Below are 25,826 nucleotides of genomic sequence, written 5' to 3'. Positions count from 1 at the left end.
TCGTGCCGACCGACAAGGAAGCCGAACCATGCCACAGCTACTCAGAGTCCAGAACTTCTCGATCTCACAAGATGGGGTCGGGGCGGGGGAGAACCAGACGTTCGAGCGTCCCTTCGGTGATCGCGTCGAACCGTGGGAACTGATGTCGTGGGCGGGCGCCACCGCGAGCTGGCCCAACCGGACCGACCCGGGTGGCACCCGCGGCCTCGACGACTATTTCACCCGCGACTTCGCTCATAACATCGGTGCGGAGATCATGGGCCGCAACAAGTTCGGTTATCAGCGCGGACCGTGGACCGACCATGAGTGGCAGGGCTGGTGGGGTGATGAGCCGCCGTTCCACACTCCCGTCTTCGTACTGACGCACCATGTGCGGCCGTCGTTCACGCTGAGTGACACCACGTTTCACTTCTTGGACGCGACCCCGGCCGAGGCCGCCGAGCAGGCGAAGGCCGCGGCGGACGGCAAGGACGTACGTATCGGCGGCGGCGTGAGCACCGTCCGGGAGTTCCTCGACGCCGACCTCATCGACACCCTCCACATCGCCGTCGCACCCGTCACGATCGGCGCCGGACTCAAACTCTGGGAGTCACCCGAGGAGCTCGAGGGCCGGTATCACCACGAATCCGTCCCGAGCACCAGTGGCGTGACGCACCATTTGTTCTGGCGCAAGTAGCGCAATGGCGGTGGAATGAGACCGGGAACTCGCGTAGTTGTAGGGACCATGACGGAACTCGCCGGCAAGGCCACGACTCTGCTCGAACTCCACCAACCGGGAAACCCGGTCATCCTGCCCACGGTGTGGGACGCCTGGTCGGCGAACCTCGCGATCTCCGCCGGGTTCACCGCGCTCACCGTCGGCAGTCACCCGGTGTCGGACTCGATCGGCAAGCCCGACAACGAAGGGATCACGTTCGAGGAACTGACTACCCGCATCCGGCAGATCACCACGGCAGTCGACGTCCCGATCTCCGTCGACATCGAGTCCGGCTACGGGGAGGACCCGAAGACGCTCATCGACGGCCTGATCGCCGCGGGTGCCGTCGGTCTGAACATCGAGGACACCGTGCACAGCGAGGGCGGACGCCTTCGCGAGCCACAGGAGCACGCCGATTTCGTGGGTGCGCTCCGGGCGGCGTCCGACGCCACCGATGTCCACGTGGTGATCAACGCGCGCACCGACCTGTTCGTCAAGCAGGTCGGCGACGAATCCGACCGCCTCGACCGGGCGATCGAGCGAATGAAGCTGGCTGCCGATGCCGGCGCAGACGTGCTGTACCCGGTCGGTTTCCACGACGACGCCGCGCAGAAGCGGCTCACCAGCGAACTGCCGTTGCCGGTCAACGCGATCGGCCATCCGACCAAGAACACCAAGGCGGCACTGGCCGAACTCGGTGTCGCCCGGGTCAGTTTCGGACCGATCTTTCAGATGGTGCTCGCCGAACGCGCCGCCGAGGTTCTCGAACCCTGGAAGTAGTCACACCGCTCTCCTCCGGGTCGTCGAACCCGGAGGAGAATGTCGGTGGTCCGAACTACCGTCGGATCATGGCACTCACGAAATCCGAACGAGAAGCGTTCCTGTCCGAACCCCATGTCGCGGCGCTGTCGGTCGAAGCCGAGCCCGGCCGGGCGCCGCTCACGGTCCCGGTGTGGTACCAGTACGAGCCGGGCGGTCGCCCCTGGCTGCTCACCGGAACCGAATCGCGCAAGTTGCAGCTCATCCGAACCGCCGGGCGGTTCACGCTCATGGTCGACGAGGTGTCGCCGCGGCTGATGTACGTGGCCGTGTCGGGGGATGCGGTCGACATGGTTCCGGGCACCCGCGGCGACCTGCAGGAGATGGCGGCACGCTACCTCCCGCCCCAGGCCGTCGACCCCTACGTGGAGATGGCCGAGAAGAATCACGGTCCCCAGACCAAGCTGTTCCTCGAACCGAAACAGTGGGTGTCCCTGGACCTCGGTGCGCTCTGACCGACGGGCAGTGATCCGGCAGCGAGACGAACTCGTCGGGAACGTCTCGCTACATTGAACGCATGCCGAAGTCGCGTTCCACGTCCGACCAGCCCGAACAGTCCGTCGACGCGGAGTCTCCCCAGGAGGCATCGCCGACGGGCGAGCAGGTCACCCCGCTCGACGGCAACGAGTTCCTGCAGGCCAATCGCAGTAACCGCGACAAGTACCGCGCCGAGGCCGAGGCGAAGGCGGCGAAAGCAGCCCGCAAGGCCGAGCGCCGACGCCCGGCTGACGAGCCCACGGGTGCCGACGAGCCGGCCGTTGCGGACGACGCCGACAGGCCCGACGACGCCACGACCGAGATCGCGGACCCACGCCCTGGCTCGGACCGCACCCCCCGCAAGCTCGATCCCGCCACGGCGCGTCGGAGTGGTTCCCGCCGGTGGACCGGTTGGACCTCGACGGTCGGCAGCCGACCGTGGGCGGTGATCGCGCTGATCGTGGCGGTCGTCGTCCTCGCGGCGTCGACGGCGGTGCTCGCCGTGGCGTACGTGCATGCCGATGAACGCGCCGAGTCGAGCGCGTCGGCCGGTACGACAACGTCCCTCCTCGAGACCGCCCGGCGGTACGCGGCCGAGATCTCGACCTACAACTCAGCCGACTACGCAGACCTCGACCGACGCATCCGGGAGATCTCCATGCCCGCGTTCACCCAGACCTACATCGAGTCCTCGCAGGACGCCCGCCGCGGATCCGCCGAGGCCGAATCGGTGTCGACGGCGACGGCCGACAATGCGGGCCTCATGTCCGTCGACGACGGCAAGGCCGTTGTGCTGGTCACCCTGGACCAGACCCTGAAGTCGCCGCAGACCGCCCAGGAGTTCCCGGAGGGATTCCCGTATCAGTCGCGGGTCAAGGTCACCCTCGTGGAGCAGGACGGTCGCTGGCTGATGGACGACTTCGCGGTGCTGTGAGGCCTCGGCTCCCTGATCCCAAAGAAGCGAGTCCTATCGCTCCCTGAGGAGCGCCCGGAGCTTGTGGAGGGCGCGACCAATCACCGCCTTCCGAATCCGAAGAACGACATGACCATTGCCCCCTGAGGTGCGAGGAGCGTTAGCGACGAGCCACGAAGGGCCTGGTGAGACACGTTGCGAAGCCCTTCGTGGCTCGCTTCGCTCGCACCTCAGGGAGCAGTGGCCCAGCACGTCTCTCGGGTTCTGTAGTTCTTTCGGATCAGGGCGCGGGGTCCGGCGTGCTTGCCGGTCATCAGATAGTCAGCCGTGCAACAGAATCCGCATCGCCAGTGCGTCGATCCGGTCGGGGGAGGGCGGTAGGGACTGACGCGACAGGTCGGTGACCACGTTCAGGGAAGCGTGTACGAGGAACCGCGCCTGCGAGAGCGACAGCTCGTCGCGGACGCGGGTGAGCCAGGTGGCGAACTCGTCCACGGTGATCCGCTGCTGGTTGCGTAGTTCCTCGCGTGCCTGTGGAGTCGTGTGCCCGATCTCGGTCTCGTAGATCGCGATGAGATCGGTTGCGCTGGATGATAACCGGATGTACGAGGCGACCATCGCGGCGATCGCCTCGCGGGGCGTGGTCGACGCCGCCAGCGCGTCGGAGATGGCCGACGTGACCCGGTCGGTCGCGCGCCAGAACGAGGCCTCGAGAATGGCGACCTTGCTGGGGAAGTGGCGGTACACGCCTGATGCCGGCAGGTCGGCCGCGTGTGCGATGTCCTCGATCGTCACGTCCCGGAACCCGCGGGCGGCGAACAGCTCGATCGCCTCGGTCAGGATGACCTCGCGCTTGGCGGCCGGGGCGAGTCCGGTCACCGACGGCGGCTCGGGGTCGGTCGGCTCGGGCAGCTCGACTTCGAGCAGGCCGATCGCGGCGGCCGACATCAACGCCGTCGCCTCGCGGGCCGGCAACGAGGCGCGATGCGTTGTCGGACTTGCCGCGACGCTGATCATTGCGGCAGCAACGAGATTGGCGTCGAGATCGGTCAGCGACGGGCGCAGCCGGCGGGCGGCGGCACGCACACGACGATGCTGGTGGACAACGACATCGCGGACGATCGCGGCGTCGGCGGGCTCGAGGTAGCGCGACTCCCACCGGTACAGCCCACCGCGGCGACGATTGTCGAACGAGGTGGCGGTGATCGCCTCGAGGAGTGCGGGCAACTCCTCGGGCGACCCCTCCGGGACGGTGTCGAGAACGTCGCGCAGGCCGGTCGCGAGGTCGGCGGTGGTCTCGGCGAACAATGCGTACTTGTTCGGGAAATGCCGGTACAGCGCCGGGGTGGAGATGCCGACGGCGTCGGCGATGTCGTCGAGCCGCACCGCGTGGTACCCGCCGTCGCTGAAGGCCTTCGCCGCGGCGTCGACGATCATGCGTCGCCGGTCGGCGGGACGGCGACGCCGGGCGCCGGTGTCGGGGCGTGACGTCTGCGGGCGGGCGGTCATGACGACAGAGCCTATCCGGAGACCACGTTCTCGTGACAGATTTCGGCATCGACCGGCAAAACCGCAGGAGAGACCGGCTTGCGAGTCCAATAAGTTAACCGAGATTCTCGTGATCTGCGTCGCATTGTGGTAGTAATCTAGGCGATGGCACAGATGCGGGGGGCTGTGTCTACCGAGAAGCCGGCCTGGAGTGGGGAGAGCAGTGAGCGAAGAGATCACGCGCGGCGGAGTCATCACATCGGTGGACGACTCCGGGATCGGGCGCCTGACGATTTCTCGTCCGGAACGGATGAACGCCCTCGACGGCGGGGCCCATCAGGCGATCGAGGACACGTTGGCGGAGTGGTCGACTCGCGACGACGTCCGCGTGATCGTGCTCGACGGCGCGGGCGGCAGTTTCAGTGCGGGCGCCGATGTCCGGGGCTTCGCCGAACAGTCGACCGCGGGCGGCGCCTCCGGGTTCACTCCGACGCAGGCGCGTCAGATCATCTCCGGAGGTTCTGATCTCATCCGGGCCGTGCGTTCGGTCCCGGTCCCGGTGATCGCCTCGGTCGACGGTGCGGCCGCCGGGATCGGTGCGTCGCTCGCACTCGGTGCCGACCTCATCTACACGACGGCCAGGTCGTATTTCCTGCTCGCGTTCGTCAACATCGGTCTGATGCCCGACGGCGCGGCCTCGATGTCGTTCGCCACGGCCGTCGGCCGCGTGCGAGCCAACGAGCTGGCGCTGCTCGGTGAGAAGCTGCGTGCCGCAGAGGCTCTCGACGCCGGACTCGTCAACGGCGTCGTCGAGGACCGTGCCGCGCTCGACGAGGTGGTCGGCAAGGTCGCCCGCAAGCTCGCCGGCAAGAGCGCCGCGGCGCTCCGGCTCACGAAGGCCGCGCTCGACGCGCACACGATGTCCGGTTTCGAGGCCGCGATCGAACGAGAACTCGACGGCCAGACCGAACTGCTCCAGTCCCCGGAGTTCCAGGCGGCCATCACCGCGTTCGCCGGCGCCTCCAAGTGAGCACTGCGACACGTCGGAATCGCTGTACCACAACCGTTCCCGACCCCATCACCACCAGAGAGACAACGAGGAGACCGATCGTATGACCGCGACCGTCGACACCTTCAGCGACCTGGCCACCGAGCCGCTGCGTTCGCGCCGCAACCACTGGAACAACCAGATCCGCCGCCACGCCTTCATGACCCCGGACAAGGCGGCGCTGAAGTTCCTGGGCAACGTCACCACCTGGAAGGAACTCGACGAGCGCAGCCGCGCCTTCGCGGCCGCGCTGAGACGCCGCGGCGTGCAGTTCGGCGATCGTGTGCTGATCGTCCTGCTCAACCGCTCGGAGTACGTCGAAGCGGTTCTGGGCGCGAACCTGATCGGGGCCATCCCCGTGCCGGTGAACATCCGGATGAGCCCGGCCGAGGTCGCGTTCCTCGTCAACGACAGCGGCGCGAAGGTGATCGTCACCGAGACCCTGCTCGCCCCGCTGGCCGACGCCGCGGCCGCCTCCACCGGAGCGATCGAGCACACCATCGTGGTCGGCGGTTCGGACAAGGACAATCACCTCGACTACGAGGCGCTCGTCGCCGAGGATTCGTCGGATCTCGAGGAGATCGACGTCCCCGAGGAGACCGTCGCGCTGATCATGTACACCTCGGGCACGACCGGAAAGCCCAAGGGCGCCATGCTCACCCACACGAACATGCAGGCGCAGGCGGTCACCTGTCTGCAGGCCCTGCAGACCCGTTCCGACGACATCGGCTCGTGTGTTGCCCCGATGTTCCACATCGCCGGCCTCGGCGCCATGGCGCCCCTGTTCTACATGGGCGCCCTCTCGGTGATCCATCCGCTCGGCGCTTTCGACCCCGACGACATGCTGGACACCATCGAGCGCGAGGGCACCACCTCGATCTTCCTGGTGCCCGCACAGTGGCAGGCCGTCTGTGCCGCGCAGCAGGCCAAGCCGCGCGATCTCAAACTGCGCGTGATCAGTTGGGGTGCGGCCCCGGCGTCGGACACCGTCCTGAACGCGATGAACGAGACCTTCCCGGAGGCGCTCAACGTCGCCGTCTTCGGGCAGAGCGAGATGTCGCCGATCACCTGCGTACTCGAGGGCAAGGACGCCCTGCGCAAGATCGGCTCCATCGGCAAGGTCGTCCCGGCCGTGACCGCGCGCATCGTCGACCCCGAGGGCAACGACGTCGCGCAGGGTGAGGTCGGCGAGATCGTCTACCGCGGCCCGAACATGATGAAGGGGTACTGGCAGAACGAGCAGGGCACCGCCGACGCCTTCGCCGGCGGCTGGTTCCACTCCGGTGACCTGGTCCGTGCCGATGAGGAGGGCTTCCTCTACGTCGTCGACCGCGCCAAGGACATGATCATCTCCGGTGGCGAGAACATCTACTGCGCCGAGGTCGAGAACGTCCTCTTCGGTCATCCGAGCATCACCGAGGCGGCGATCATCGGTCGCGCACACGAGAAGTGGGGCGAGGTGCCGGTCGCGGTGGTCGTGCTCGCCGAAGGCGTCGAGGACCTGACGCTCGCCGACCTCGAGCCGTACCTCAACGAGAATCTCGCGCGGTTCAAGCATCCGAAGGACATCGTCATCGTCGACGAGTTGCCGCGCAACGCCGGTGGCAAGGTCGTCAAGCCGACCCTGCGCCAGAGCTACGGCAGCAAGGACGCCGGCCTGGCCGACTGACGCCGTCGTATCCACTGTCGTCGGTCACCTCGGCGGCATCGACACCCTCCGACCTGGGCGCGAGCACTTGCGTCCAGGTCGTCGTGGTCTCATCCGTCCAGACCACCGCCGGCATCGGCGCGGCCAAGAAACGCGCACTAGAACACGTTCCAATTTTGTGGTTGAGTGACTACTGTCACGTCATGGCGGCAACCGTCGGAGTGAGTAGATCCTCCCGGTGCGAGACGTCGCCGGGTTCGAACGGAGGAGTTCAGTGAAGACAAAAGGTGCATTGCTGCGGGAGCACAACAAGCCGTGGGCGATCGAGGACATCGAGATCGGCGATCCCAAGGCCCACGAGATCAAGATCAAGATGGAAGCCGCCGGCATGTGCCACTCCGATCATCACCTGATGACCGGTGGCATCCCGATGGCCGGGTTCCCGATCCTCGGTGGTCACGAGGGTGCGGGCGTCGTGGCCGAGGTCGGCGAGGGAGTCACCGACTTCGAGGTCGGCGACCACGTCGTGCTGTCGTTCATCCCGTCGTGCGGCAAGTGTCCGTCGTGTCAGTCGGGAATGGCCAACCTGTGCGACTTCGGCGCCATGCTGCTGCAGGGCGAGGCGGTGTCGGACAACACCTTCCGTATCCAGACCGCCGCCGGCGAGAACGTCTACCCGATGACGCTGCTGGGCACCTTCGCGCCGTACATGGTCGTGCACGAGGCATCGGCGGTGAAGATCGACAAGGACATCCCGTTCGAGGTCGCGGCGCTCTGCGGCTGTGGCATCCCCACCGGTTACGGGTCGTCGACCCGCAGCGGCGACGTGCGCCCGGGGGAGGACGTCGCGATCGTGGGTGTCGGCGGCGTCGGTACCGCGGCCCTGCAGGGCGCGGTCATCTCCGGCGCGCGCAACCTGTTCGCCATCGACCCGGTGGAGTGGAAGCGGGAGCAGGCGCTCAAGTTCGGGGCCACCGCGGCGTTCGCGTCGGTCGAGGAGGCCGCGATGGCGATCGCGGAGACCACCCACGGCGGGATGTGCCAGAAGGTGATCGTCACCGTCGGCGAGGTCCACGGCAAGGACGTCGACCTGTGGATGGGTATCACCGCCAAGGGTGGCACCTGCGTCCTGACCGGTATGGGCAACATGCTCGAGAGCGATGTCAACCTCAATCTCGCCATGCTGACCCTGCTCCAGAAGAACCTGCAGGGTTCGATCTTCGGCGGTGCCAACCCGAAGCTCGACATCCCACAGCTGCTGTCGATGTACAAGATCGGCAAGCTCAACATCGCCGACATGATCACCCGGCAGTACCGTCTGGACCAGATCAATGAGGGCTACCAGGACATGTTGGACGGCAAGAACATCCGCGGAGTCATCCGCTACACCGAAGAGGACTGGTGAGCAGCCGGGTAACGTGACCCGATGTGTCTGTCCTTGATTCTCTGACGGAATGGCCCGTCGACCACGTGTCGGCGGCGATCATCACCCGCGACGGGGTCGCCGATCAGTTCGGCGACCCCGCTCGCGTCTACGAGCTCGCCTCGGTCACGAAGCCGCTGGTGGCCTACGCGGTGCTCGTCGCCGTCGAGGAGGGAGCCGTCGAGCTCGACGACCCGGCCGGGCCGTCGGGGTCGACCCTCGCCCACCTGCTCTCGCACGCGTCCGGCCTGGCCTACGACACCCGCGAGGTCGAGGCCCCGCCGGGGGAGCAGCGGATCTACTCGAGCGCGGGCTTCGAGGTGGCCTCCGAGGTCGTGGCCGAGGCGACCGGTATCGAGTTCGGCCGCTATCTCTCCGAAGCCGTGTGCGCGCCGCTGGAGATGTCGTCGACGATGCTCTACGGGCCGGCCGGGCATGCCGCACGCTCGAGCGTGGCGGATCTGGCGGCCTTTGCCCGCGAGTTGCTGGATCCGCGCCTGCTGGCGCCGGAGACCTTCGGGACGCTGACGTCGGTGCGGTTCCCCGGACTCGACGGATTCGTCCCCGGGTACGGCAAGCACCGTCCCAACGACTGGGGGATCGGCTTCGAGATCAGGTCCGAGAAGTCGCCGCACTGGACCGGGACAAGGAACTCCCCGCGGACGTTCGGGCACTTCGGTCAGGCCGGGACGTTTCTCTGGGTGGATCCGGCCCTCGACGCGGCCTGCGTCGTGCTGACGGATCGGCTCTTCGGGCCCTGGGCGAAGCCGCTGTGGAGCGAGTTCAACGATCGTGTCGTTGATGAACTCTCGTCACAGAACTGAATTTTTCTCGCAGGAGAAACTAGCGCAACACGTGCATCATGGGGCACAATTGACCCTACGAATGTGATATCCGCTGTCGCGAGGTGTGTTGGGGAAGACGTTCCTCGTCGACAACGGAGGTGAACAAGGTGCGCAATCTGAATCAGTTTGCGGACATGACAACAGGAGTGGTCTACATCCACTCGGCGCCGGTGGCGCTGTGCCCGCATGTGGAGTGGGCTCTGTCGTCGACCCTGAATGCGCGCGCCAACCTGAAATGGTCGGCACAGGATGCCGAACCCGGCATGCAGCGTGCCACTGTCGACTGGGCGGGTCCGGTCGGCACCGCGGCTCGTCTGGTGACGGCGCTGCGGGAGTGGTCGGCGCTGCGTTTCGAGGTGACCGAGAACCCCAGCGAGGGTGTCGACGGTGAACGGTTCTGCTACGTCCCGGGACTCGGCCTCTGGCGCGGCTCCACGAGCGCCAACGGCGACGTCATCATCGGCGAGAACCAGTTGCGTTCGATGATCGAATCGCAGCCCGACAGCGCCGGTCTCGCCGGTGAACTCGAAGGCGCGCTCGGAACCGCGTGGGACAACGCGCTCGAGCAGTACCGCATGGGCGGTGCCGGCGCCGAGGTCACCTGGTTGCAGCAGCGGGTGGGTTAGCAGGGGGACGAACTACAACGAGACGTGCCCCGGTCCTCGTGGACCGGGGCACTTTCGTCGTCTGTGCGACGCGTCAGAGCGGGATGTTCTTGTGGCGACCGCGGCGCGCGGGTGCCGCGGCGAGCGCCTCGGCGATGATGCTGCGAGTGTGCGCCGGGTCGATGATCTCGTCGACCACGCCAATGGACTGTGCGCGGCCGACACCGCCGGCGATCGCCTCGTGCTCGGCGGCGAGACGGTCGTGCAGGGCCTCACGCTCGTCGTCGGGCGCTGCGGCGAGAGCTTTCTTGTGCAGGATGCCCACCGCGGCCTTCGCGCCCATCACGGCGACCTCGGAGCCCGGCCAGGCGAACACCGCGGTGGCGCCGAGCGCACGCGAGTTCATCGCGATGTAGGCGCCGCCGTAGATCTTCCGGGTCACCAGCGTGACCCGGGGGACCGAGGCCTCGGCGAACGCGTGCAAGAGCTTCGCGCCGCGGCGGACGACGCCGTTCCACTCCTGGCCGACGCCGGGCAAGTAACCCGGCACATCGGTGATGACGATGAGCGGGATGCCGAAGGCATCGCAGAGGCGGACGAAACGCGATGCCTTCTCCGCGCTCTCGGAGTTGAGGCAGCCGCCCATCCGCAGCGGGTTGTTCGCGATGATCCCCACGCTGCGTCCGGACAACCGGCCGAAGCCGACGACGATGTTCGGTGCCCATTTGGCTTGCAGCTCTTCGAAACTCGAGATCTGGGTCTCGCCGTCGGCCGCGACACCGGAGTCGAGCAACTGCTCGACGACCGGGTGGACGTCGTAGGCGCGCCGATTCGACTCCGGCAGCAGGGCCTTGAGGTCGGTGTCGCCGGCCCGCGCGTGTTCGCGGTCGAAATGTCCCTGCTGGGTGAACGTCGACACCAGACGTCGTGCACGCCACAGCGCGTCGGGCTCGGAGTCGGCGACGATGTGACAGACACCGGACTTCTTGCCGTGGGTGGTCGGGCCGCCCAGCGACTCCATGTCCACTTCTTCGCCGGTGACGCTCTTGACGACGTCCGGGCCGGTCACGAAGACCCGGCCGGCCGGCGCCATGATCACGACGTCGGTGAGCGCCGGGCCGTAGGCGGCGCCGCCGGCGGCGAAGCCGACGACCACCGAGATCTGCGGGATGTAGCCCGAGGCGCGCACCATCGCCTCGAAGACCTGCCCCACCGCGTGCAACGCCTCGACACCCTCGGCGAGGCGGGCGCCACCCGAGTGCCAGATGCCGATGACCGGCGCCTGTTCGGTGATGGCGGTGTCGATGGCGTTGACGATGTGCGCACACCCCACGACACCCATGGCGCCGCCCATGACGGTGCCGTCGGTGCAGTAGGAGACCGTACGGACCCCGTGCACCAGTCCGACGGCGGCCTGGACGCCCGACTTGTCGCGCGGATGGAGCAGCGACATCGTGCCTTCGTCGAAGAAGTTGGTGAGCCGCAACAGCGGGTCGCGGGGATCGGCGGCTTCTTCGCGGCCGGCAACGGGAGCCAAGGTCGTCATCGATGTCTCCTGGGTGTCGGGGGTGTGGCGGTGATGCTCAGTAGCGACCGAAGGCGAGCGCCACGTTGTGCCCACCGAAACCGAACGAGTTGTTGATCGCGTAATCGATCTGCCCGTACCGGGGTTCACCGTGCACGACGTCGATGTCGCATTCCGGGTCCAGGTTCTCGAGGTTGAGGGTCGGCGGGATGACGCCTTCCTCGACGCTCTTGATCGTCAGGACCGACTCGAGCGCCCCGACCGCACCGATGGAGTGTCCGAGCGCGGACTTCGGCGCGTACACCGCAGCATGCTGTCCGATGGCGGCGAGGATGCCCGCGGCCTCGGCGGTGTCGCCGATGGGGGTCGACGTCGCGTGCGCGTTGATGTGGGTGATGTCGGAGCGCTGCAGACCAGCGGTCTGCAGGGCCCGGGTCATGGCCCGCGCGTTGCCCTGACCACTCGGGTCGGGGGCGACGAGGTGGAATCCGTCGGAGGTGATGCCGGTACCGAGCAGGCGGGCGTGGATATGTGCACCGCGTGCGCGGGCGTGTTCCTCGCGTTCGAGGATCAGCATCGCCGAACCCTCGCCGAACACGAAACCGTCGCGATCCTTGTCGAACGGTCGCGACGCCGCTGCGGGGTCCTCGTTACGGGTGCTCATCGCCCGCATCATCGAGAACGCGGCGATCGGCACCGCGTCGATGTGACCCTCGACGCCGCCGGTGACGACCATGTCGGCGTCACCCATGACGATGTGTCGCCAGGCGTGCGCGATGGCCTCGGCGCCCGACGAACAGGCCGAGACGGGGGTGATCACGCCGGCGCGTGCGCCGACGTTGAGTCCCGCGACGGCCGCCGGTCCGTTCGGCATCGCCATCGAGACGGCGAGCGGGGACACCTTGCGGTAGTTGCCGGTGCCCTCCATGGCCTGGACTGCGTCGACCATCGCGTCGGAGCCACCCTGACCGGTGCCGATGACGACCGCGAGGCGGTCCTTGTCGACGTCGGGTTCGCCGGCCTGCGCCCAGAGGCGCTTGCTCATGACGTGGGAGATGCGCTCGACGTAGGCCATCCGCCGGGATTCGATGCGCGTGACCTCCTCGGCGGGATCCTGGAGGAGACGACCACCGATGCGCACCGGGAGGTTGTACTTGGTGATGAAGTCGTCGGTCAGCTCACGGATGCCCGATTCGCCGGCCAGCAGGTTCTTCCAGGTCGAGTCGAGATCCCCACCCAACGAGGTGGTGGCCACCATGGAGGTGACCACCACACTCGGGAAGTTCCCACCCAGCGTGGAGTACTCGCGGAGGGAAGAGGGGGTCATCAGGCCTCGTCTGCCTCGACCTGCGCCTTGATGGCAGCTGCGGCCTCGGGGTTCTCGCTCTCGAGCTTCTGGATGTAGGCGACCGCGTCACCGACGGTACGCAGGCCGGCCAGATCCTCGTCGGGGATCTTGACGCCGTACTTGTCCTCGGTCTGGACCGCGATCTCGACCATGGACAGCGAGTCGATGTCCAGGTCGTCGACGAACGACTTCTCGAGGGTCACCTCGGACGGCTCGATGCCGGTGACTTCCTCGATGATCTCGGCGATGCCGGCAATGAGTTGTTCCTGGGTGGCAGCCACTGTGTGGTTCCCTTTCGTCTTCCTACGTGGATGTGAGATTTCCGGAGCGCAGCACGGACGGAGAAGTCCGCGCGCTTGGACACGCCGACATTGAAGCCGACGTTCCGGGGGTCGCGGACTACCCGCGACCGCTATCCAAGTTCAATGATCTTCGCGATGTCGCCGGGCTCCTTGAGCGCCAGCGCGGGGGTGCCCTTGAGCTCGCGCTTCGCGATGCCCACCAGCGTCCCTGCCGGGGGCAGTTCCACCAGGGCGTGTGCCGAGTGGTCTCGCAGGTACGCCGAGCACAGATCCCAGCGGACCGGCCTGGTCACCTGTCCCACCAGCTTGGCCAGCGCGTCGGCGCCGTTCGTGACCGGCTGTCCGTCGGAGTTCGACAGCAGGGTCCGGGTGGGATCGGCGGGCGTGATGCGGGCGGCGGCTGCGGCGACGGCGTCCTGCGCCGGGGCCATGAAGTGCGTGTGGAACGCGCCGGCGACCGCGAGCTTGCGGATCCGGGCCTTCTCCGGCGGCGAGGCGATCAGCTCGTCGATCTGCGCGACCGCGCCGGCGGCGACGATCTGCCCGGCGGCGTTGCGGTTGGCGGGGACGAGATCGAGTTCGTCGAGACGTGCGAGGACGGCCGCCTCGTCGCCCCCGAGGACCGCGGCCATGGTCGTGGGCTGCAGGGCGCACGCCTTCGCCATCTCCGAGCCGCGCAGCGCGGCCAGCGTGACGGCCTCGTCGGCCGAGATGACACCGGTGATCGCGGCGGCGGCGAGTTCGCCGACCGAGTGGCCGGCGACCACGGCGTCGGCGGGCAGTTCACCGTGCTTGCGCACCTCGTCGTAGGCCAGCAGTGCGGCGACGACGACGAGCGGCTGGGTCACTGCGGTGTCGGTGATCTCCTCCGCCGTGGCGGTGGTGCCGAGGCGTTCGAGGTCCAGACGGGTCTGTTTGGACCAGGTGGCGATCTGGTCACGCGCGCCCGGCAATTCGAGCCATGGCGTGAGCATGCCGGGTGTCTGAGATCCCTGTCCGGGAGCAAGCATCGAAAGCACGTGACCAGAGAACACCCTTTACCCGTGGGATGTGGGTGTGGAGAAGCATGAAGCTTGTCGCGGGCTTTTGTGGGGTTCCCACAAAGGAGACCTAGAGGTCACCTGGTTCGTCATCAGTCTGAGATTTGTTACCGAACCGTGTTCTTAAGGCTCCTATCAGCACAAACGGTGAATCGGACATGAAACCCGTGTGACTCATGTGGCAGATGTTGGCGATTTGTGCCGGAAGTGTGTCAGTCGACCCACCGTCGACGCGACCCTCAGAACGTAGGCGTCGCGCGGGTTAGTTGGGTCACGTCCTGTGATTTCCGAAATTTTCTTCAGTCGGTATCGAACCGTATTTGGATGGATGTACAGAATTCGGGCGCAGGACTCGACCGAGCCGCCGGAGTCGAGGTAGGCCTCGAGAGTGGTGGTCAACGTCGCACCGCCCTCGGCGAGCGGCTGGACGAGGGATTCGATCAAAGCGGTCATCGCTGACTCGTCGCCGTTGAGCGCGCGCTCGGGTAGCAGTTCGAGACTGTGGACCGGCCGCGGTGCGCTCGGCCAGCCGGCCACCGCCTCGATCCCGGCCATGGCCTCGGTGGCACTCGAGTGCGCGCTGCCGAGGTTCGGCATGGTCGGACCGATCACCACCGGACCGTCGGCGAAGTGGGAGAGCAGTGCGCCGACGAACTTCTCGGTCGGACGGGCGGGACCGCTCACGATGGCCACCAGCACCGAACCCTGCACCACCGACAGGGCCGACCGGTCGAAGGACTTGGCCGTGTTGTGGATCGCCAGTGGCACCGACACGTTCTGTTCCGGCGGCGGCGTCCCGACTATCACGGTGGCCGGCGCATCCGAGTCCCAGTTGAGCGCCGCTGCGCGAGAGAGTAATTGCGGCCCGGTGTCGCCGCGGACCACCGCGTCGACGACGAGGGCCTCGAGTCGGGAGTCCCACGCTCCGCGTGATTCCGCGGCCGAGGCGTAGATCGCCGCCGCGGCGAAACCGATCTCGCGTCCGTAGCGCAGCACCGACTCGGTCAGCGCACGGAGCTGGGCATCGTTGCGGGCGAGGAGCGGCAGCCACTTCTCGAAGAACTCCATGGCCACGCGGACCATCTCGACGGTCTGCAGCAGCGTGATGCGGCGGGCGAGGTCCTGCGGGACCACCTGGAAGGCCTGGACCGTGAACTTCACGTTGCCCTCGGGGTCCTGGATCCACTCGACGAAGTTGACCACCGCGGTCTGCACGACGAGTTGCACACTCGCGCGCTGCGCAGCGTCGAGGTCGGAGAAATAGGGCAGCTGGTCCTGCATCGAATGGACCGCCTCGGTGGCGAGTCGGCCGCTGTACTGCTTGACCCGCCGGAGAAGCGTGTCCGGCAGCGCGTCGTGCACGGTGGCGGGTGCCGGTACGTGCGCGCCCCGCTCACCGAACACGTCAGCCGGTGGCTGCTTCCTGTTCACGCGCGCATCGGACACGACCTCAATCTAGCCCCTCGGCCGGAGTGGGTTCCCCGACCGAGGCGAGTGGAGGCCGTGTCCGTCGGCGCGACCGGTCAGGCGACTCCCGGATCGCTGGTCTGCTCGGGTGCGGCCGAGACGTCGTCGATCTGGTACTTGTCGGCGGCCTGCTTGGCCACCGACATCTCGATGTTGCCGTCCCGGGCGAGCGCGACGAGCACCGCGACGACGATGGACTCGGCATCGACGTTGAAGAACCGTCGCGCCGCCGGACGCGTGTCGGAGAACCCGAACCCGTCCGTCCCCAGCGTGAGGTAGGTGCCCGGGAGGTATGCCCGGATCTGCTCCTGCACTCCGCGCATGTAGTCGCTGACACCGACGAACGGGCCGGCGGCGTCGGCGAGCAGCTCGGTCAGGTACGCCGGTGCCGGCTCGGCGGCCGGATCGCGCAGTACCTCGCGGTCGGCGCGGATCCCGTCCCGGGCGAGCTCGCTCCACGACGTGACCGAGTAGACGTCGGCGCCGACGTTCCATTCCTCCGCGAGCATGTCGGCGGCGCGCAGTGCGTCGGGCATGGTCACACCGGACACGAGGATGTTGGCCGGGTGTTCCGTGCCCTCCGGCGCCTTCTGGAACCGGTACGCGCCCTTGACGATGCCGGTCGGGTCGAGTCCCTCGGGCTTCGCCGGCTGACTGATCGGCTCGTTGTAGACGGTCAGGTAGTAGAAGACGTTCTCCGGGTCCTCGCCGAACATGCGCTCCATACCGCTCTCGACGATGTGGCCCAGTTCGTAGGCGAACGCCGGATCATAGGAGACAACGGCGGGGTTGGTCGCGGCGAGCAGCGGCGAATGCCCGTCGGCGTGCTGCAAGCCCTCGCCGGTCAGCGTGGTGCGGCCCGCGGTCGCGCCGATGATGAAGCCGCGCGCCATCTGGTCGGCGGCGGCCCAGAAGCTGTCACCGGTGCGCTGGAAGCCGAACATCGAATAGAAGATGTACAGCGGGATCATCGGCTCGTCGTGGGTCGAGTACGACGTGCCGACCGCGGCGAAGCTGGCTGCCGACCCGGCCTCGTTGATGCCCTCGTGCAGGATCTGCCCCTCCGGGCTCTCCTTGTAGGCGAGCATCAGCTCGGCGTCGACCGAGGTGTAGAGCTGTCCGTTGCGGTTGTAGATCTTGAGGGTCGGGAACCACGAGTCCATACCGAAGGTCCGCGCCTCGTCCGGGATGATCGGCACGATCCGCTTGCCGACCTCCTTGTCGCGCAACAGATCCTTGAACACGCGCACGAGCGCCATGGTGGTCGCGACCTGCTGCTTGCCCGAGCCCTTCGCGGTGGCCTTCAGTGCCGAACTCATGTCGGCCTTCAGCACCTTCGCCTTGGTGCGGCGGCTCGGCAGGAAGCCGCCGAGGGTCTTGCGCCGGTCGAGCATGTACTGCAGCTCCGGCGAGTCCTTGCCGGGGTTGTAATACGGCGGCAGGTACGGGTCCTTCTCGAGCTGCTCGTCGGTGATCGGGATGCGAGTGCTGTCGCGGAAGGCCTTCAGGTCGTCGAGCGTCAGCTTCTTCATCTGGTGCGTCGCGTTGCGGCCCTCGAAGTGCTTGCCGAGCGTATAGCCCTTGATGGTGTGGGCCAGGATGACCGTCGGCTGTCCCTTGTGGGTCATCGCCGCGGCGTAGGCGGCGTGGATCTTGCGGTAGTCGTGGCCGCCGCGCTTCAGATTCCAGATGTCGGCGTCGGAGAGGTCCTTGACGAGTTCCTTCGTGCGCGGGTCGCGGTTGAAGAAGTGCTCGCGGACGAACGCGCCGTCGTTGGCCTTGTAGGTCTGGAAGTCGCCGTCGGGGGTGGTGTTCATCAGGTTGACCAGCGCGCCGTCACGGTCGGCGTGCAGCAACGAGTCCCACTCGCGGCCCCAGATGACCTTGATGACGTTCCAGCCCGCACCGCGGAAGAACGACTCGAGCTCCTGGATGATCTTGCCGTTGCCGCGCACGGGGCCGTCGAGACGCTGCAGGTTGCAGTTGATGACGAAGGTCAGGTTGTCGAGGCCCTCGGTGGCCGCGAAGCTGGCGAAGCCGCGCGATTCCGGCTCGTCCATCTCGCCGTCGCCGAGGAAGGCCCATACGTGCTGGTCGGAGGTGTCCTTGATGCCGCGGTCGTGCAGGTAGTGGTTGAACCGCGCCTGGTAGACGGCATTCATGGGGCCGATGCCCATCGACACCGTCGGGAACTCCCAGAAGTCCGGCATCAGTCGCGGGTGCGGGTACGACGGCAGGCCGCCGCCCTCGCCGGCGTGGCTGTGCTCCTGCCGGAACCCGTCCATGCGGGCCTCGTCGATGCGGCCCTCGAGGTAGGCGCGGGCATAGATGCCCGGGGAGGCGTGGCCCTGGATGAAGATGTGGTCGCCGCCGCCGGAGTGGTCCTTGCCGCGGAAGAAGTGGTTGAAGCCGACCTCGTACAGCGACGCCGACGAGGCGTAGGTGGAGATGTGGCCGCCCACGCCGACGCCCGGGCGCTGTGCGCGGTGCACCATGATCGCGGCGTTCCACCGGATCATCTGGCGGAATCGGCGTTCGACGTCCTCGTCACCGGGGAACCAGGGTTCGGCCTCGGTGGGGATGGTGTTGACGTAGTCGGTGGAGGTGAGCGCGGGAATCGACACCCGCTTCTCGCCGGCGCGTTCGAGCAGACGCAACATCAGGTACCGGGCGCGACCAGGGCCCGCGGCGTCGAGGAGGGCGTCGAACGAGTCGAGCCACTCGTCGGTCTCGTCGGGGTCGATGTCGGGCAGATAGGACGCGACTCCTTCACGGATGACCCGGACTCGTTGTCCGGCGGCACGTCCGTTCGAGCTGGGGCCGGTGTTCCCGGCGGCGCTCGGCGAGACGTCCTGTGTCGCTTGGTCCATCTGGTTGGTCACGGTGATGCCTACTCCCTCTGACAGGCCGAACTCGGGGTGGTGGTCCGACCGCATGGCGTCGGCACCGCACTCCGATGTGGTGCGGCGCCTACCCTCATCGTGCCCCATGTGGGGTGGCTTGGCACCGGGTGGATCCGTGTCGCGTGTCCCGATCGGCGTGATGCGGTAGCGTCCAGAAACGGTTACTGACCAGTAGGGGGAGTGGATGCCGGATCGAGGAGGCGCGGCCGACGGGCGGCGCCGGGGTCGTGCCGTCCGGTCGGCGACCGCGGCCACGATCGCACTCGGCGCGGCCCTGTCGGGGGCGTGCGCGTCGACCGTCGATGGCGCGGGGGCGCCGGCGCCCGGCGAGGTGGCGGTGTACCGCTCCGAACTGTCCGCCTCGGCTGCCGCGGAGGTGCGTGCCGAGGGTGTCGAGCTCTGCCGCGAGTCGATGGCGTCGATGGTCGTGATGGTCCGCGGGTTCAACGCCTTCGTCGCCCGGCTGAACGCGGCGCAGACCTACGCCGGGGTCGGGGATCTCGACGAGAAGGCACGTGCCAGTCTCATCGCCGGTGCCGACGGGATCCGCCCCAAGATCACCGAGACGTCGCCAGCGGCCGTCTCCACGCCGGCGCGGGCGTTCCTCGCGTCGACCGCGCGCCTCGAGAACGCGATCAGTCGCGAACTGCGTGCCGGCCTGAACCCGGTGTCGAGCGAGTGGTCTCGCACCAAACAGCGCCTGCTCGATGTGTGCGGTACCTACACGCCGCTCCCGGCCACGTCCTCGGCCACACCTCGACCGTCGGTTCCCGCCACGACGTCGGCCGAGCGACCCGGGGGTTGACGCCGCCGTCCGCCTCGCGCCGCTGGGTACGGTTTGTTCCGCCCCGCTGTGGGTAACGATCGGGCGGGTCGGTCACGGAACCGGTGCGAAACGCCCGAAATCCCTGACGGCGTTCGGCTTGCAATGTGAGGCTCTAGGCTGTTGCCTATGCTGACAGGCGAACGGCGTGCGGGAGCGCACGCGGATTCGCCACAGACGACGCACAGAACGATCCACGAATCTTCAGGAGGTCACGCGCGGTGGTAGCCGCCACAGACGGTAGCAACGCCCAGAAACTGGGCTTGACCGCAGGCTTGGTCGTGCAGGAACTCGGCTGGGACGAGGACACCGACGACGAACTGCGCGCTGACATCGAGGACGCGATCGACGCCGAGATGGTCGACGAGGATGCCGATGACGTCGTCGACGTCGTGGTCCTCTGGTGGCGCGACGGCGACGGCGACCTCGTCGACGCCCTCATGGATGCGATCGGTCCGCTCGCCGAAGACGGTTTCGTGTGGGTGTTGTCGCCGAAGACCGGCAAGTCCGGCTACGTCGATCCGAGTGAGATCGCCGAGGCGGCCCCGACCGCGGGACTCACCCAGACGTCGGCCATCAGCCTCGGTGACTGGTCGGCGGCCCGACTGGTCCAGCCCAAGGCCCGCGCGGGCAAGAAAGCATGAGCGGTGCTCTGCCTTCTGCGCCCCTGACCGTCGGTGACCGGGCCCCGGATTTCGCCCTGCGCGACCAGAACAACCAGCTCGTGTCGCTGTCGACCCTGCGAGCCGACCGCAACGTGCTCGTCGTGTTCTTCCCGCTCGCGTTCACCGGTACCTGCCAGGGCGAGCTCGGTTACATCCGTGACCAGCAGCCCCGCTTCGACAACGACGACGTGACCACGGTGACCATCTCGGTCGGACCCTCTCCCACGCACAAGGTGTGGTCCGCCGCGCAGGGTTTCCTGTTTCCGCTGCTGTCCGACTTCTGGCCGCACGGCGACACCGCGCGCGCCTACGGGGTGTTCAACGAGGACCGCGGCTACGCGAACCGCGGGACCTTTCTCGTCGATCGCGACGGCGCGATCGTCTTCGCCGACATGGTCGGTCCCGGCGAGGTGCGCGAGAACGCCGTCTGGGACAAGGCACTCGGCGTCATCGGCTGAGTCGGCGCTTCTCCGCATCCCGCGCGATCGAGTCGAGTCGGTGCCATACGGAGTCCATCCCCGGTCGCTGCTCGGGTTCGAGATCCAGCATCCGGTCGAGCAGTTCGGCCAGAACATCGGGTAGAGCGCGGTTCGTCGAAAATCCGGAGTCGCGCGTCGTGGCCGACGTCGCGCGACGCAGAGTGCGCAGGCGTCGGATGCCCCGTTCGGACCACGGCGGGACCGCACCGTATGGTCGTCGTCCCGTCAGCGTCTCGAAGAGCGTGACGCCCAGGGCGAAGACATCCGCCGCCGGGGTCAGGGCGACGTCGACGGCCTGCTCGGGCGGCAGGTAACCGCGCGTGCCCGAGCCGTCTCGGCGCTCTCCGGGACGGCCGAGCAGCCCGAGATCGATGAGGATCGCCTGATCGTTGCGCCGGCGGTCCCGAGCGGAACGGTTCTCACTGTCACGGACCCCGATGAGGTCTCCGTGAGTCGCACATGAAAGATCCTTCACTGACGCCGACGGGTGCCGTCCCTGCGGCGAGTGGCATCGTGGACTGGAAAAGCGGTTGCCGCCGAGCGGATTCGACGGTGTGATGGGCGAGCCCGTCGACGCGGGCGCACACGAGAGGAAGAACTCCATGCCGACCAAGGTGTCGCCCAAGGTGCTGAACTATGCATCGCACGTGGACGACAACACCCTGACCCAAGCGGCCGAGACCGCCCGGTTGCCGTTCGTGCACCCGCACATCGCCCTCATGCCCGACGCACACTTCGGGAAGGGCTCCGCGGTGGGCACCGTCATCCCGACGACCGGTGCGGTGATTCCCGCGGCCGTCGGCGTCGACATCGGTTGCGGCATGATCGCGGTGCAGACGCGCCTGCGCGCCGCGGACATCGACGGGATGGACCTCGGGCGACTGCGGACGACGATCGAGGACGCGATCCCGCTGTCGCCCGGCAACTACAACCGCGGTCTGGACCGGTTCGAGTTCACCCGGCCGCGCATTGATGCCCTCGCCGAACAGGCGACGAAAGACGGTGTCGACCTGTCACATTCGCCGAAGTGGCGGGAGCAGCTGGGCTCGCTCGGCGGTGGCAACCACTTCATCGAGCTGTGCCTCGACGAGGGCGACGTGGTGTGGCTGTTCCTGCACTCGGGTTCGCGGGGCGTCGGCAACAAGATCGCGCAGAAGCACATCAAGATCGCTCAGCGGTTGTGCCGCCAGTGGTGGATCAAGCTGCCGAACGCCGATCTCGCGTACCTGCCGCAGGGGACCCCGGAGCTGACCGCCTATCTGCGGGATCTGTCTTGGGCGCAGAAGTTCGCGTTCGAGAACCGCGCGGAGATGATGGACCGTTTCGTCGAGGTGTTCGGGAAGTGGTTCGCAGACAACGCCTCCGGCGGCGTCGTCGAGGAAACGGAATCCCTGGAGGTGGACCGGATCAACTGCCACCACAACTACACCGTGCGGGAGACGCACGCGGGCCAAGACGTCTGGCTCACCCGGAAGGGTGCGATCGACGCCCATGAGGGCGTACGGGGCGTCATCCCGGGTTCGATGGGTACACGGTCGTATGTGGTGCGCGGCAAGGGGAATCCCGCGGGCCTGTGCTCGGCGCCGCACGGTGCCGGTCGGCGGTTCTCGCGGAGCGAGGCGCGGAGGCGGTTCACCGCCGACGATCTCGCCGCCCGGATGGCAGGGATCGAGTACCGTCACGGCGAGCAGTGGGTCGACGAGATCCCGGACGCGTACAAGGACATCGATCAGGTCATGGCCGACGCCGTCGATCTGGTGGACATCGAGTACACCCTGCGACAGATCCTCAACGTCAAGGGGACGTGACCGACCGTTCCTGGCCGACAACAGGACGAACCCCGAAGGTGCTGAGCACCTCCGGGATTCGCCCTGTCACCGCCGACGGGGAGGTTCGGCTGCCGGCGGCGATGATCACTTGCCGGTCAGCTTGTCCTTGATGTTCGACGCGGCGTCCTTGACGTTCTCCACGCCGTCTTTGACGGCGGCGGAGAGCTGATCGCCCTTGCCCTCGCTCTTGAGTTGGTCGTCACCGGTCACATCGCCGGCGGCCTCCTTGGCCTTACCCGAGAGGTCCTCGGCCTTGTTGCCGACCTTGTCGCTGAATCCCATTCTCTTCTCCTTCATCTCATTGGTTCGACGACAGCCTCGGATGAGGCCGTCCGTCGGGGTCGCTTCTTCGGGTCACCTGTCGAGGTGGATGAGAGCCTGGACGTGGACTCCGGACTCTCCGAGCGCGGTACGGATGGCGGCGACGGTCTCCGCGACGGGCGCGGTGACCTCGTCGAAGCTCCGATTCGGCGTCGCCGACACCTCGAGTCGGATGATGCTGCGCGACCGGTCGTCGATCGCTCTCGCGGTCACCTTCTGGAACAGCGGGTTCCCGGCCAGTTCCGTCGCGGCCGCGTTCGCGATCAGTTTCGGTGCGACGGTGAGCGCTCCGGTCTGATCGGAACCGTCGAGCAGGGCGTCGTCCACTGCGCGGGGCCGTACGTTGGTGGCCAGCAACAACAGGCCCCAGCCGATCGCGATCACGGTGACGCCGGCCAACACCCAGACCCACCAGGACGCCTGGGCGGCGTCGAGAGCGGCACGTTCGTCGAGACGGTCGAACCACCCGGCCACCGGTTGAGCGTCAACCCGCGAGGCCACGGCCGCAGCGCCGACCGCGATGAGCAGCAGTGCCACGAGTCCGACCGACAGTCGATGTGCGGTTGCGGGAAGACGATTCATCGGACGCTCCTCGGTCCTCGATCGCGCTCGCGCACCACAACCCGCGGTGACGAGGCGAGATCGGCCGCCACGGCGGCGACCGTGCTGTCGATGAGGGCGCGGTCGGCGACCTGTCTCCGCACGCCGACGGTGCAGGTGACCTTCCGTCGCGTCACCACGGTGTCGGCGTCGAGTACGCCGGGCAGGTCGGACACGGCGGCGCTGCAGCGTCGGGCGACGTCTCCGGGGCGGGTCCACATCCCCTCGCCGGCGGCGAGTTCGAGGTGGGTCCGGCGACGAGGCTTGATCGCGATCCACAGCAGGACGAGGCCTACGAAGATCAACCCGATGGCAACGGGCCACATCCAGTTCTGCCACCGCAGTTCTGCGACCCACTCGGCGGCGGTGACCGACCACGGACGACCGTCCAGCCAGCTCGCGTCGACGGCGATGTCGCGTACGGCTGCCGCGCCGAGAGCGAGGAGGGTGAGCCCCAACGCTGCGCCGGCGATCGCGGCGCCGGGGAGGGCTGCGGGTGGGAAGACGTTCTGGGCGTCGGTGTTCCGTAGGGTCGCGACAGGAGCGGTACCCGATTCGGGTGCGGTCTGCGTCATCGTCGTACCCCCGTGTCGATGCTGATGGTCGGAGTGAATGCGTCGGTGTTGTCCGGGTCGTCGAAGAGCGGGTCGTTGTCGCGAACGTGGTCGTCAACGTCGTCGTATTCGGGCTCGTCGGAGACCGGCGGCAGGTCCACGTAACCCTTCTGCAGGCGCCGGATCGCCTGTCGTGGCTCGAACTTGGACACCGTCACGTCGACGCGAAGCGGAACGATCCCGGCGAGTCGCTCGACCTCGGCGGCGACGTGATCGCGTGCGCTGCGGGACACCTCGGCGACCGCGCACGGCCATTCAAGGGCGAGGGACAGGGTGATCCTCGCGCCGCCCGCATGAACGGCCGCGTCGGGAAAGTTCCGCTCGCCGGCTCCCAGTACCGACCCGACGCCACCGCGATGGCGGACGACCCCCGGGATGTCGAGAGCCGCTCGGGCCGCGATCTTCTCGATCACGCGATCGGCGACGGTGAGCGTGCCGGGCGGCGAGTCACCCGCGGTCGGGTGAGCGTCCCGGGCGGGCCCGCCGGATTCGTGCTCAGCCACGACCCCGGCTCCGCAGGAGTGCGCCCAGATCGATGGTGCCGTCCCGGTTGAGTCCCAGCACGAGTCCCGCGGCACCGAGCACGATGGCCAGCAGGAAACCGGCCAGCCCGCCGGCGACGGCGGCCAGAGCGAGGAGCAGGCCGACGAACAGGCCCACGATCGCGTTGTTCATTGCGCTTCACCATCTTTCGGAGTCGGCTTCGAGCTGACGCTGATGTCTGCCACGGTCACCGTGACGGGTCTCGCGGCGAGCTCCTCGGTGACATCGCGTACCCGCGCGGCAGTGCCGTGGAGGTCGTACGCTGCGTCGACGACGATGTGGACCTCGCCGTGGTCGTCGGCGAGGGACACCCCCGGGACCCGACGCCCGGGGAGATACGTGGCGATCTCCCCGAACAGGCCGCTGTGCAGGTCACGGACGCCCGGTACGGCGAGGACGGCGGTGGCGAGGCGTTCCGCCAGTGGGCCCCCGTCGTCGGTCCGCGCCGCCGGGAGGTCCGACGTCATCACTGGACCCGCGGGGTGGTGTTCGACTCCTGCTCGTCGTCGCCGAACGCGATGTCGTGCACGGTGATGTTGACCTCAGTGACCTCGAGACCCGTCATCTGCTCGATCGCCGAGACCACATTCCGTCGAATGGCCGCTGCGAGTTGATGAATCGCGACGCCGTACTCGGCCACGATCGAGACGTCCACGGCGGCCTGACGCTCGCCGACCTCGACCTCGATGCCCTGGGTGGTGCTCACCGTCGTGCCCGGGAGGACGTCGCGGACCCGGCCGACCACGCGCTCGGTGGTGCCGCCCAGGTCGTGGACACCGTCGATCTCGCGTGCGGCGATCCCGGCGACCTTGGCGACCACGATGTCGGCGATGGAGGTGCGTCCCCGGTCGCCCGACGGATCACGGCGGGCGAGGGCACGGCCCGCGGCGCCGTCGGTGCGCGTGGCGTCGACGGTGGTGGCGTCGTCCTTGGTGGCGTCCTTGGTGGTGGTGGCGCTTGCGGACATGTCGAACTCCTTCGGTCGTCGTGTCTTCTTCGTAGACGGACCGCGTTCGGATGATGCGCGATCGCAAAGGCTGTTCACGATCCGTCTGTAAGGTCAGTCGGGACGGACGGGGGGAGTTGCACGCATGAATATCGGTGATTCAGCTCACAGGGAGCCGCCCGACCTAGGAGACTGCTGAAATAGTCGGCGTCGTTTCGGTGTGGGGTGAGCGGGTTTGCCTGGTGGGCTGGGATCCTGGTGAGTATGCAGGGTGAGCCGGATCGTCAGGGTGAGTTTCTGGATGTGAACTCGGTCGTCGGGCATTTGCTGGCCGAGGGCAGTGTGTTCGCGTTTTTGGCTGCTCATCGCGAGCAGTTGTTCCCTGCGGAGATGTTCGCGGACCTGTTTCCCAGCGGCCGGGGCCGTCCGTCGATCCCGCCGGCCACGATGGCGTCGGT

At 67.6% G+C, this 25,826-nt stretch carries 28 protein-coding genes and 1 pseudogene; 14 read left to right on the top strand and 15 right to left on the bottom strand.

Annotated elements, in window-relative coordinates; genetic code table 11:
* The first annotated feature begins 28 nt into the window (after positions 1 to 28).
* The 4 genes from AS181_RS13335 to AS181_RS13320 all read left to right on the top strand — a co-directional run bounded on the left by AS181_RS13335 (position 29) and on the right by AS181_RS13320 (position 2,927).
* Entirely contained in the window at positions 29 to 676 is a 648-nt protein-coding gene (locus tag AS181_RS13335; protein ID WP_058252064.1) for a dihydrofolate reductase family protein, read from the top strand.
* Between the two features lie 48 nt (positions 677 to 724).
* A complete protein-coding gene (locus tag AS181_RS13330; RefSeq protein WP_058252063.1) occupies positions 725 to 1,477 on the top strand; it encodes an isocitrate lyase/PEP mutase family protein in 753 nt (250 codons plus the stop codon).
* 68 nt (positions 1,478 to 1,545) lie between these two features.
* Complete coding sequence (locus tag AS181_RS13325) at positions 1,546 to 1,971, top strand: pyridoxamine 5'-phosphate oxidase family protein (RefSeq protein ID WP_058252062.1); 426 nt, start codon at positions 1,546 to 1,548, stop codon at positions 1,969 to 1,971.
* A gap of 62 nt (positions 1,972 to 2,033) precedes the next feature.
* A complete protein-coding gene (locus AS181_RS13320; protein WP_058252061.1) occupies positions 2,034 to 2,927 on the top strand; it encodes a hypothetical protein in 894 nt (297 codons plus the stop codon).
* Positions 2,928 to 3,227: 300 nt separating this feature from the next.
* Here AS181_RS13320 and AS181_RS13315 read toward each other — a convergent pair whose 3' ends face one another.
* Positions 3,228 to 4,415: a TetR/AcrR family transcriptional regulator gene (locus AS181_RS13315; RefSeq protein WP_058252060.1), complete on the bottom strand. Its 1,188-nt coding sequence runs from the start codon at positions 4,413 to 4,415 to the stop codon at positions 3,228 to 3,230.
* Positions 4,416 to 4,617: 202 nt separating this feature from the next.
* On the opposite strand from AS181_RS13315, the gene AS181_RS13310 reads away from it, so the two are divergent.
* The 5 genes from AS181_RS13310 (at position 4,618) to AS181_RS13290 (ending at position 9,984) form a co-directional block, all read left to right on the top strand.
* On the top strand, positions 4,618 to 5,424 hold the full coding sequence (locus tag AS181_RS13310) for an enoyl-CoA hydratase-related protein (RefSeq protein WP_058252059.1): 807 nt from the start codon (positions 4,618 to 4,620) through the stop codon (positions 5,422 to 5,424).
* An 82-nt stretch (positions 5,425 to 5,506) separates the two neighbouring features.
* Positions 5,507 to 7,111, top strand: coding sequence for a fatty-acid--CoA ligase FadD5 (gene fadD5 / locus AS181_RS13305; RefSeq protein ID WP_058252058.1), 1,605 nt, complete (start codon positions 5,507 to 5,509; stop codon positions 7,109 to 7,111).
* 253 nt (positions 7,112 to 7,364) lie between these two features.
* Positions 7,365 to 8,495 (top strand): NDMA-dependent alcohol dehydrogenase, encoded by a 1,131-nt coding sequence (locus AS181_RS13300; RefSeq protein WP_058252057.1) that lies wholly within the window; start codon positions 7,365 to 7,367, stop codon positions 8,493 to 8,495.
* Between the two features lie 23 nt (positions 8,496 to 8,518).
* The gene (locus tag AS181_RS13295; RefSeq protein WP_058252056.1) at positions 8,519 to 9,337 is read left to right on the top strand and encodes a serine hydrolase domain-containing protein; all 819 of its coding nucleotides are present in this window, start codon (positions 8,519 to 8,521) and stop codon (positions 9,335 to 9,337) included.
* Positions 9,338 to 9,465: 128 nt separating this feature from the next.
* Positions 9,466 to 9,984: a DUF3145 domain-containing protein gene (locus AS181_RS13290; RefSeq protein WP_010841193.1), complete on the top strand. Its 519-nt coding sequence runs from the start codon at positions 9,466 to 9,468 to the stop codon at positions 9,982 to 9,984.
* 73 nt (positions 9,985 to 10,057) lie between these two features.
* On the opposite strand, the gene AS181_RS13285 is transcribed toward AS181_RS13290, so the two are convergent.
* From AS181_RS13285 to aceE, 6 genes are all read right to left on the bottom strand, one after another.
* On the bottom strand, positions 10,058 to 11,509 hold the full coding sequence (locus tag AS181_RS13285; RefSeq protein WP_058252055.1) for an acyl-CoA carboxylase subunit beta: 1,452 nt from the start codon (positions 11,507 to 11,509) through the stop codon (positions 10,058 to 10,060).
* Between the two features lie 37 nt (positions 11,510 to 11,546).
* Positions 11,547 to 12,815, bottom strand: coding sequence for a KasA/KasB family beta-ketoacyl-ACP synthase (locus tag AS181_RS13280; RefSeq protein WP_058252054.1), 1,269 nt, complete (start codon positions 12,813 to 12,815; stop codon positions 11,547 to 11,549).
* Positions 12,815 to 13,117, bottom strand: coding sequence for a meromycolate extension acyl carrier protein AcpM (acpM, locus tag AS181_RS13275; protein ID WP_058252053.1), 303 nt, complete (start codon positions 13,115 to 13,117; stop codon positions 12,815 to 12,817). The genes AS181_RS13280 and acpM overlap by 1 nt, the downstream gene beginning before the upstream one ends.
* A gap of 131 nt (positions 13,118 to 13,248) precedes the next feature.
* The gene (locus tag AS181_RS13270) at positions 13,249 to 14,157 is read right to left on the bottom strand and encodes an ACP S-malonyltransferase (RefSeq protein ID WP_058252052.1); all 909 of its coding nucleotides are present in this window, start codon (positions 14,155 to 14,157) and stop codon (positions 13,249 to 13,251) included.
* A gap of 195 nt (positions 14,158 to 14,352) precedes the next feature.
* A complete protein-coding gene (locus tag AS181_RS13265) occupies positions 14,353 to 15,624 on the bottom strand; it encodes a PucR family transcriptional regulator (protein ID WP_058252051.1) in 1,272 nt (423 codons plus the stop codon).
* Between the two features lie 77 nt (positions 15,625 to 15,701).
* Positions 15,702 to 18,581, bottom strand: a complete 2,880-nt coding sequence (aceE, locus tag AS181_RS13260; RefSeq protein ID WP_058252050.1) for a pyruvate dehydrogenase (acetyl-transferring), homodimeric type — start codon at positions 18,579 to 18,581, stop codon at positions 15,702 to 15,704.
* Positions 18,582 to 18,732: 151 nt separating this feature from the next.
* Here aceE and AS181_RS13255 point away from each other — a divergent pair, with 151 nt between their 5' ends.
* From AS181_RS13255 to AS181_RS13245, 3 genes are all read left to right on the top strand, one after another.
* Entirely contained in the window at positions 18,733 to 19,353 is a 621-nt protein-coding gene (locus AS181_RS13255; RefSeq protein ID WP_058252049.1) for a hypothetical protein, read from the top strand.
* 239 nt (positions 19,354 to 19,592) lie between these two features.
* Entirely contained in the window at positions 19,593 to 20,015 is a 423-nt protein-coding gene (locus tag AS181_RS13250; protein ID WP_058252048.1) for a DUF3052 domain-containing protein, read from the top strand.
* Positions 20,012 to 20,494 carry a peroxiredoxin gene (locus tag AS181_RS13245; protein WP_058252047.1) on the top strand — a complete coding sequence of 161 codons (483 nt, stop codon included), beginning with the start codon at positions 20,012 to 20,014 and terminating at the stop codon, positions 20,492 to 20,494. The genes AS181_RS13250 and AS181_RS13245 overlap by 4 nt, the downstream gene beginning before the upstream one ends.
* On the opposite strand, the gene AS181_RS13240 is transcribed toward AS181_RS13245, so the two are convergent.
* Positions 20,484 to 21,140, bottom strand: coding sequence for a protein kinase domain-containing protein (locus AS181_RS13240; protein WP_139114210.1), 657 nt, complete (start codon positions 21,138 to 21,140; stop codon positions 20,484 to 20,486). The two genes, AS181_RS13245 and AS181_RS13240, sit on opposite strands and share 11 nt — an antisense overlap.
* On the opposite strand from AS181_RS13240, the gene AS181_RS13235 reads away from it, so the two are divergent.
* On the top strand, positions 21,118 to 22,323 hold the full coding sequence (locus AS181_RS13235; protein WP_058252180.1) for an RtcB family protein: 1,206 nt from the start codon (positions 21,118 to 21,120) through the stop codon (positions 22,321 to 22,323). The two genes, AS181_RS13240 and AS181_RS13235, sit on opposite strands and share 23 nt — an antisense overlap.
* Positions 22,324 to 22,428: 105 nt before the next feature.
* On the opposite strand, the gene AS181_RS13230 is transcribed toward AS181_RS13235, so the two are convergent.
* The 7 genes from AS181_RS13230 to AS181_RS13200 all read right to left on the bottom strand — a co-directional run bounded on the left by AS181_RS13230 (position 22,429) and on the right by AS181_RS13200 (position 25,389).
* Positions 22,429 to 22,626, bottom strand: coding sequence for a CsbD family protein (locus AS181_RS13230; RefSeq protein ID WP_058252045.1), 198 nt, complete (start codon positions 22,624 to 22,626; stop codon positions 22,429 to 22,431).
* Positions 22,627 to 22,698: 72 nt separating this feature from the next.
* On the bottom strand, positions 22,699 to 23,247 hold the full coding sequence (locus AS181_RS13225) for a hypothetical protein (protein WP_058252044.1): 549 nt from the start codon (positions 23,245 to 23,247) through the stop codon (positions 22,699 to 22,701).
* The gene (locus AS181_RS13220; protein ID WP_058252043.1) at positions 23,244 to 23,840 is read right to left on the bottom strand and encodes a DUF6286 domain-containing protein; all 597 of its coding nucleotides are present in this window, start codon (positions 23,838 to 23,840) and stop codon (positions 23,244 to 23,246) included. Before AS181_RS13220 ends, AS181_RS13225 begins: the two co-directional genes overlap by 4 nt.
* Complete coding sequence (locus tag AS181_RS13215) at positions 23,837 to 24,382, bottom strand: Asp23/Gls24 family envelope stress response protein (protein ID WP_058252042.1); 546 nt, start codon at positions 24,380 to 24,382, stop codon at positions 23,837 to 23,839. Before AS181_RS13215 ends, AS181_RS13220 begins: the two co-directional genes overlap by 4 nt.
* Positions 24,375 to 24,554: a hypothetical protein gene (locus AS181_RS13210; RefSeq protein WP_058252041.1), complete on the bottom strand. Its 180-nt coding sequence runs from the start codon at positions 24,552 to 24,554 to the stop codon at positions 24,375 to 24,377. Before AS181_RS13210 ends, AS181_RS13215 begins: the two co-directional genes overlap by 8 nt.
* Positions 24,551 to 24,889 (bottom strand): hypothetical protein, encoded by a 339-nt coding sequence (locus tag AS181_RS13205; protein WP_058252040.1) that lies wholly within the window; start codon positions 24,887 to 24,889, stop codon positions 24,551 to 24,553. Before AS181_RS13205 ends, AS181_RS13210 begins: the two co-directional genes overlap by 4 nt.
* Entirely contained in the window at positions 24,889 to 25,389 is a 501-nt protein-coding gene (locus AS181_RS13200; RefSeq protein WP_058252039.1) for an Asp23/Gls24 family envelope stress response protein, read from the bottom strand. The genes AS181_RS13205 and AS181_RS13200 overlap by 1 nt, the downstream gene beginning before the upstream one ends.
* 243 nt (positions 25,390 to 25,632) lie before the next feature.
* Between AS181_RS13200 and AS181_RS13195 the strand changes: the two are divergent.
* Positions 25,633 to 25,826 (top strand): annotated as a pseudogene (locus tag AS181_RS13195) (IS5/IS1182 family transposase); the annotation flags it as partial.

It is taken from the genome of Gordonia sp. SGD-V-85, from assembly GCF_001456905.1.
GTDB lineage: Bacteria > Actinomycetota > Actinomycetes > Mycobacteriales > Mycobacteriaceae > Gordonia > Gordonia hongkongensis.
The sequence above is the reverse complement of the archived record's forward strand: the minus strand, read 5'-3'. Positions and strand labels throughout refer to the sequence as shown.

What these genes read in the sequence shown, in the direction of transcription:
- AS181_RS13335 (WP_058252064.1), top strand. Translation starts at nt 29, where the DNA reads ATGCCACAGCTACTCAGAGTCCAGAACTTCTCGATCTCACAAGATGGG.
- AS181_RS13330 (WP_058252063.1), top strand. Translation starts at nt 725, where the DNA reads ATGACGGAACTCGCCGGCAAGGCCACGACTCTGCTCGAACTCCACCAA.
- AS181_RS13325 (WP_058252062.1), top strand. Translation starts at nt 1,546, where the DNA reads ATGGCACTCACGAAATCCGAACGAGAAGCGTTCCTGTCCGAACCCCAT.
- AS181_RS13320 (WP_058252061.1), top strand. Translation starts at nt 2,034, where the DNA reads ATGCCGAAGTCGCGTTCCACGTCCGACCAGCCCGAACAGTCCGTCGAC.
- AS181_RS13315 (WP_058252060.1), bottom strand. Translation starts at nt 4,415, where the DNA reads ATGACCGCCCGCCCGCAGACGTCACGCCCCGACACCGGCGCCCGGCGT.
- fadD5 (WP_058252058.1), top strand. Translation starts at nt 5,507, where the DNA reads ATGACCGCGACCGTCGACACCTTCAGCGACCTGGCCACCGAGCCGCTG.
- AS181_RS13285 (WP_058252055.1), bottom strand. Translation starts at nt 11,509, where the DNA reads ATGACGACCTTGGCTCCCGTTGCCGGCCGCGAAGAAGCCGCCGATCCC.
- AS181_RS13280 (WP_058252054.1), bottom strand. Translation starts at nt 12,815, where the DNA reads ATGACCCCCTCTTCCCTCCGCGAGTACTCCACGCTGGGTGGGAACTTC.
- aceE (WP_058252050.1), bottom strand. Translation starts at nt 18,581, where the DNA reads ATGCGGTCGGACCACCACCCCGAGTTCGGCCTGTCAGAGGGAGTAGGC.
- AS181_RS13255 (WP_058252049.1), top strand. Translation starts at nt 18,733, where the DNA reads ATGCCGGATCGAGGAGGCGCGGCCGACGGGCGGCGCCGGGGTCGTGCC.
- AS181_RS13245 (WP_058252047.1), top strand. Translation starts at nt 20,012, where the DNA reads ATGAGCGGTGCTCTGCCTTCTGCGCCCCTGACCGTCGGTGACCGGGCC.
- AS181_RS13235 (WP_058252180.1), top strand. Translation starts at nt 21,118, where the DNA reads ATGCCGACCAAGGTGTCGCCCAAGGTGCTGAACTATGCATCGCACGTG.
- AS181_RS13230 (WP_058252045.1), bottom strand. Translation starts at nt 22,626, where the DNA reads ATGGGATTCAGCGACAAGGTCGGCAACAAGGCCGAGGACCTCTCGGGT.
- AS181_RS13225 (WP_058252044.1), bottom strand. Translation starts at nt 23,247, where the DNA reads ATGAATCGTCTTCCCGCAACCGCACATCGACTGTCGGTCGGACTCGTG.
- AS181_RS13220 (WP_058252043.1), bottom strand. Translation starts at nt 23,840, where the DNA reads ATGACGCAGACCGCACCCGAATCGGGTACCGCTCCTGTCGCGACCCTA.
- AS181_RS13210 (WP_058252041.1), bottom strand. Translation starts at nt 24,554, where the DNA reads ATGAACAACGCGATCGTGGGCCTGTTCGTCGGCCTGCTCCTCGCTCTG.
- AS181_RS13205 (WP_058252040.1), bottom strand. Translation starts at nt 24,889, where the DNA reads ATGACGTCGGACCTCCCGGCGGCGCGGACCGACGACGGGGGCCCACTG.
- AS181_RS13200 (WP_058252039.1), bottom strand. Translation starts at nt 25,389, where the DNA reads ATGTCCGCAAGCGCCACCACCACCAAGGACGCCACCAAGGACGACGCC.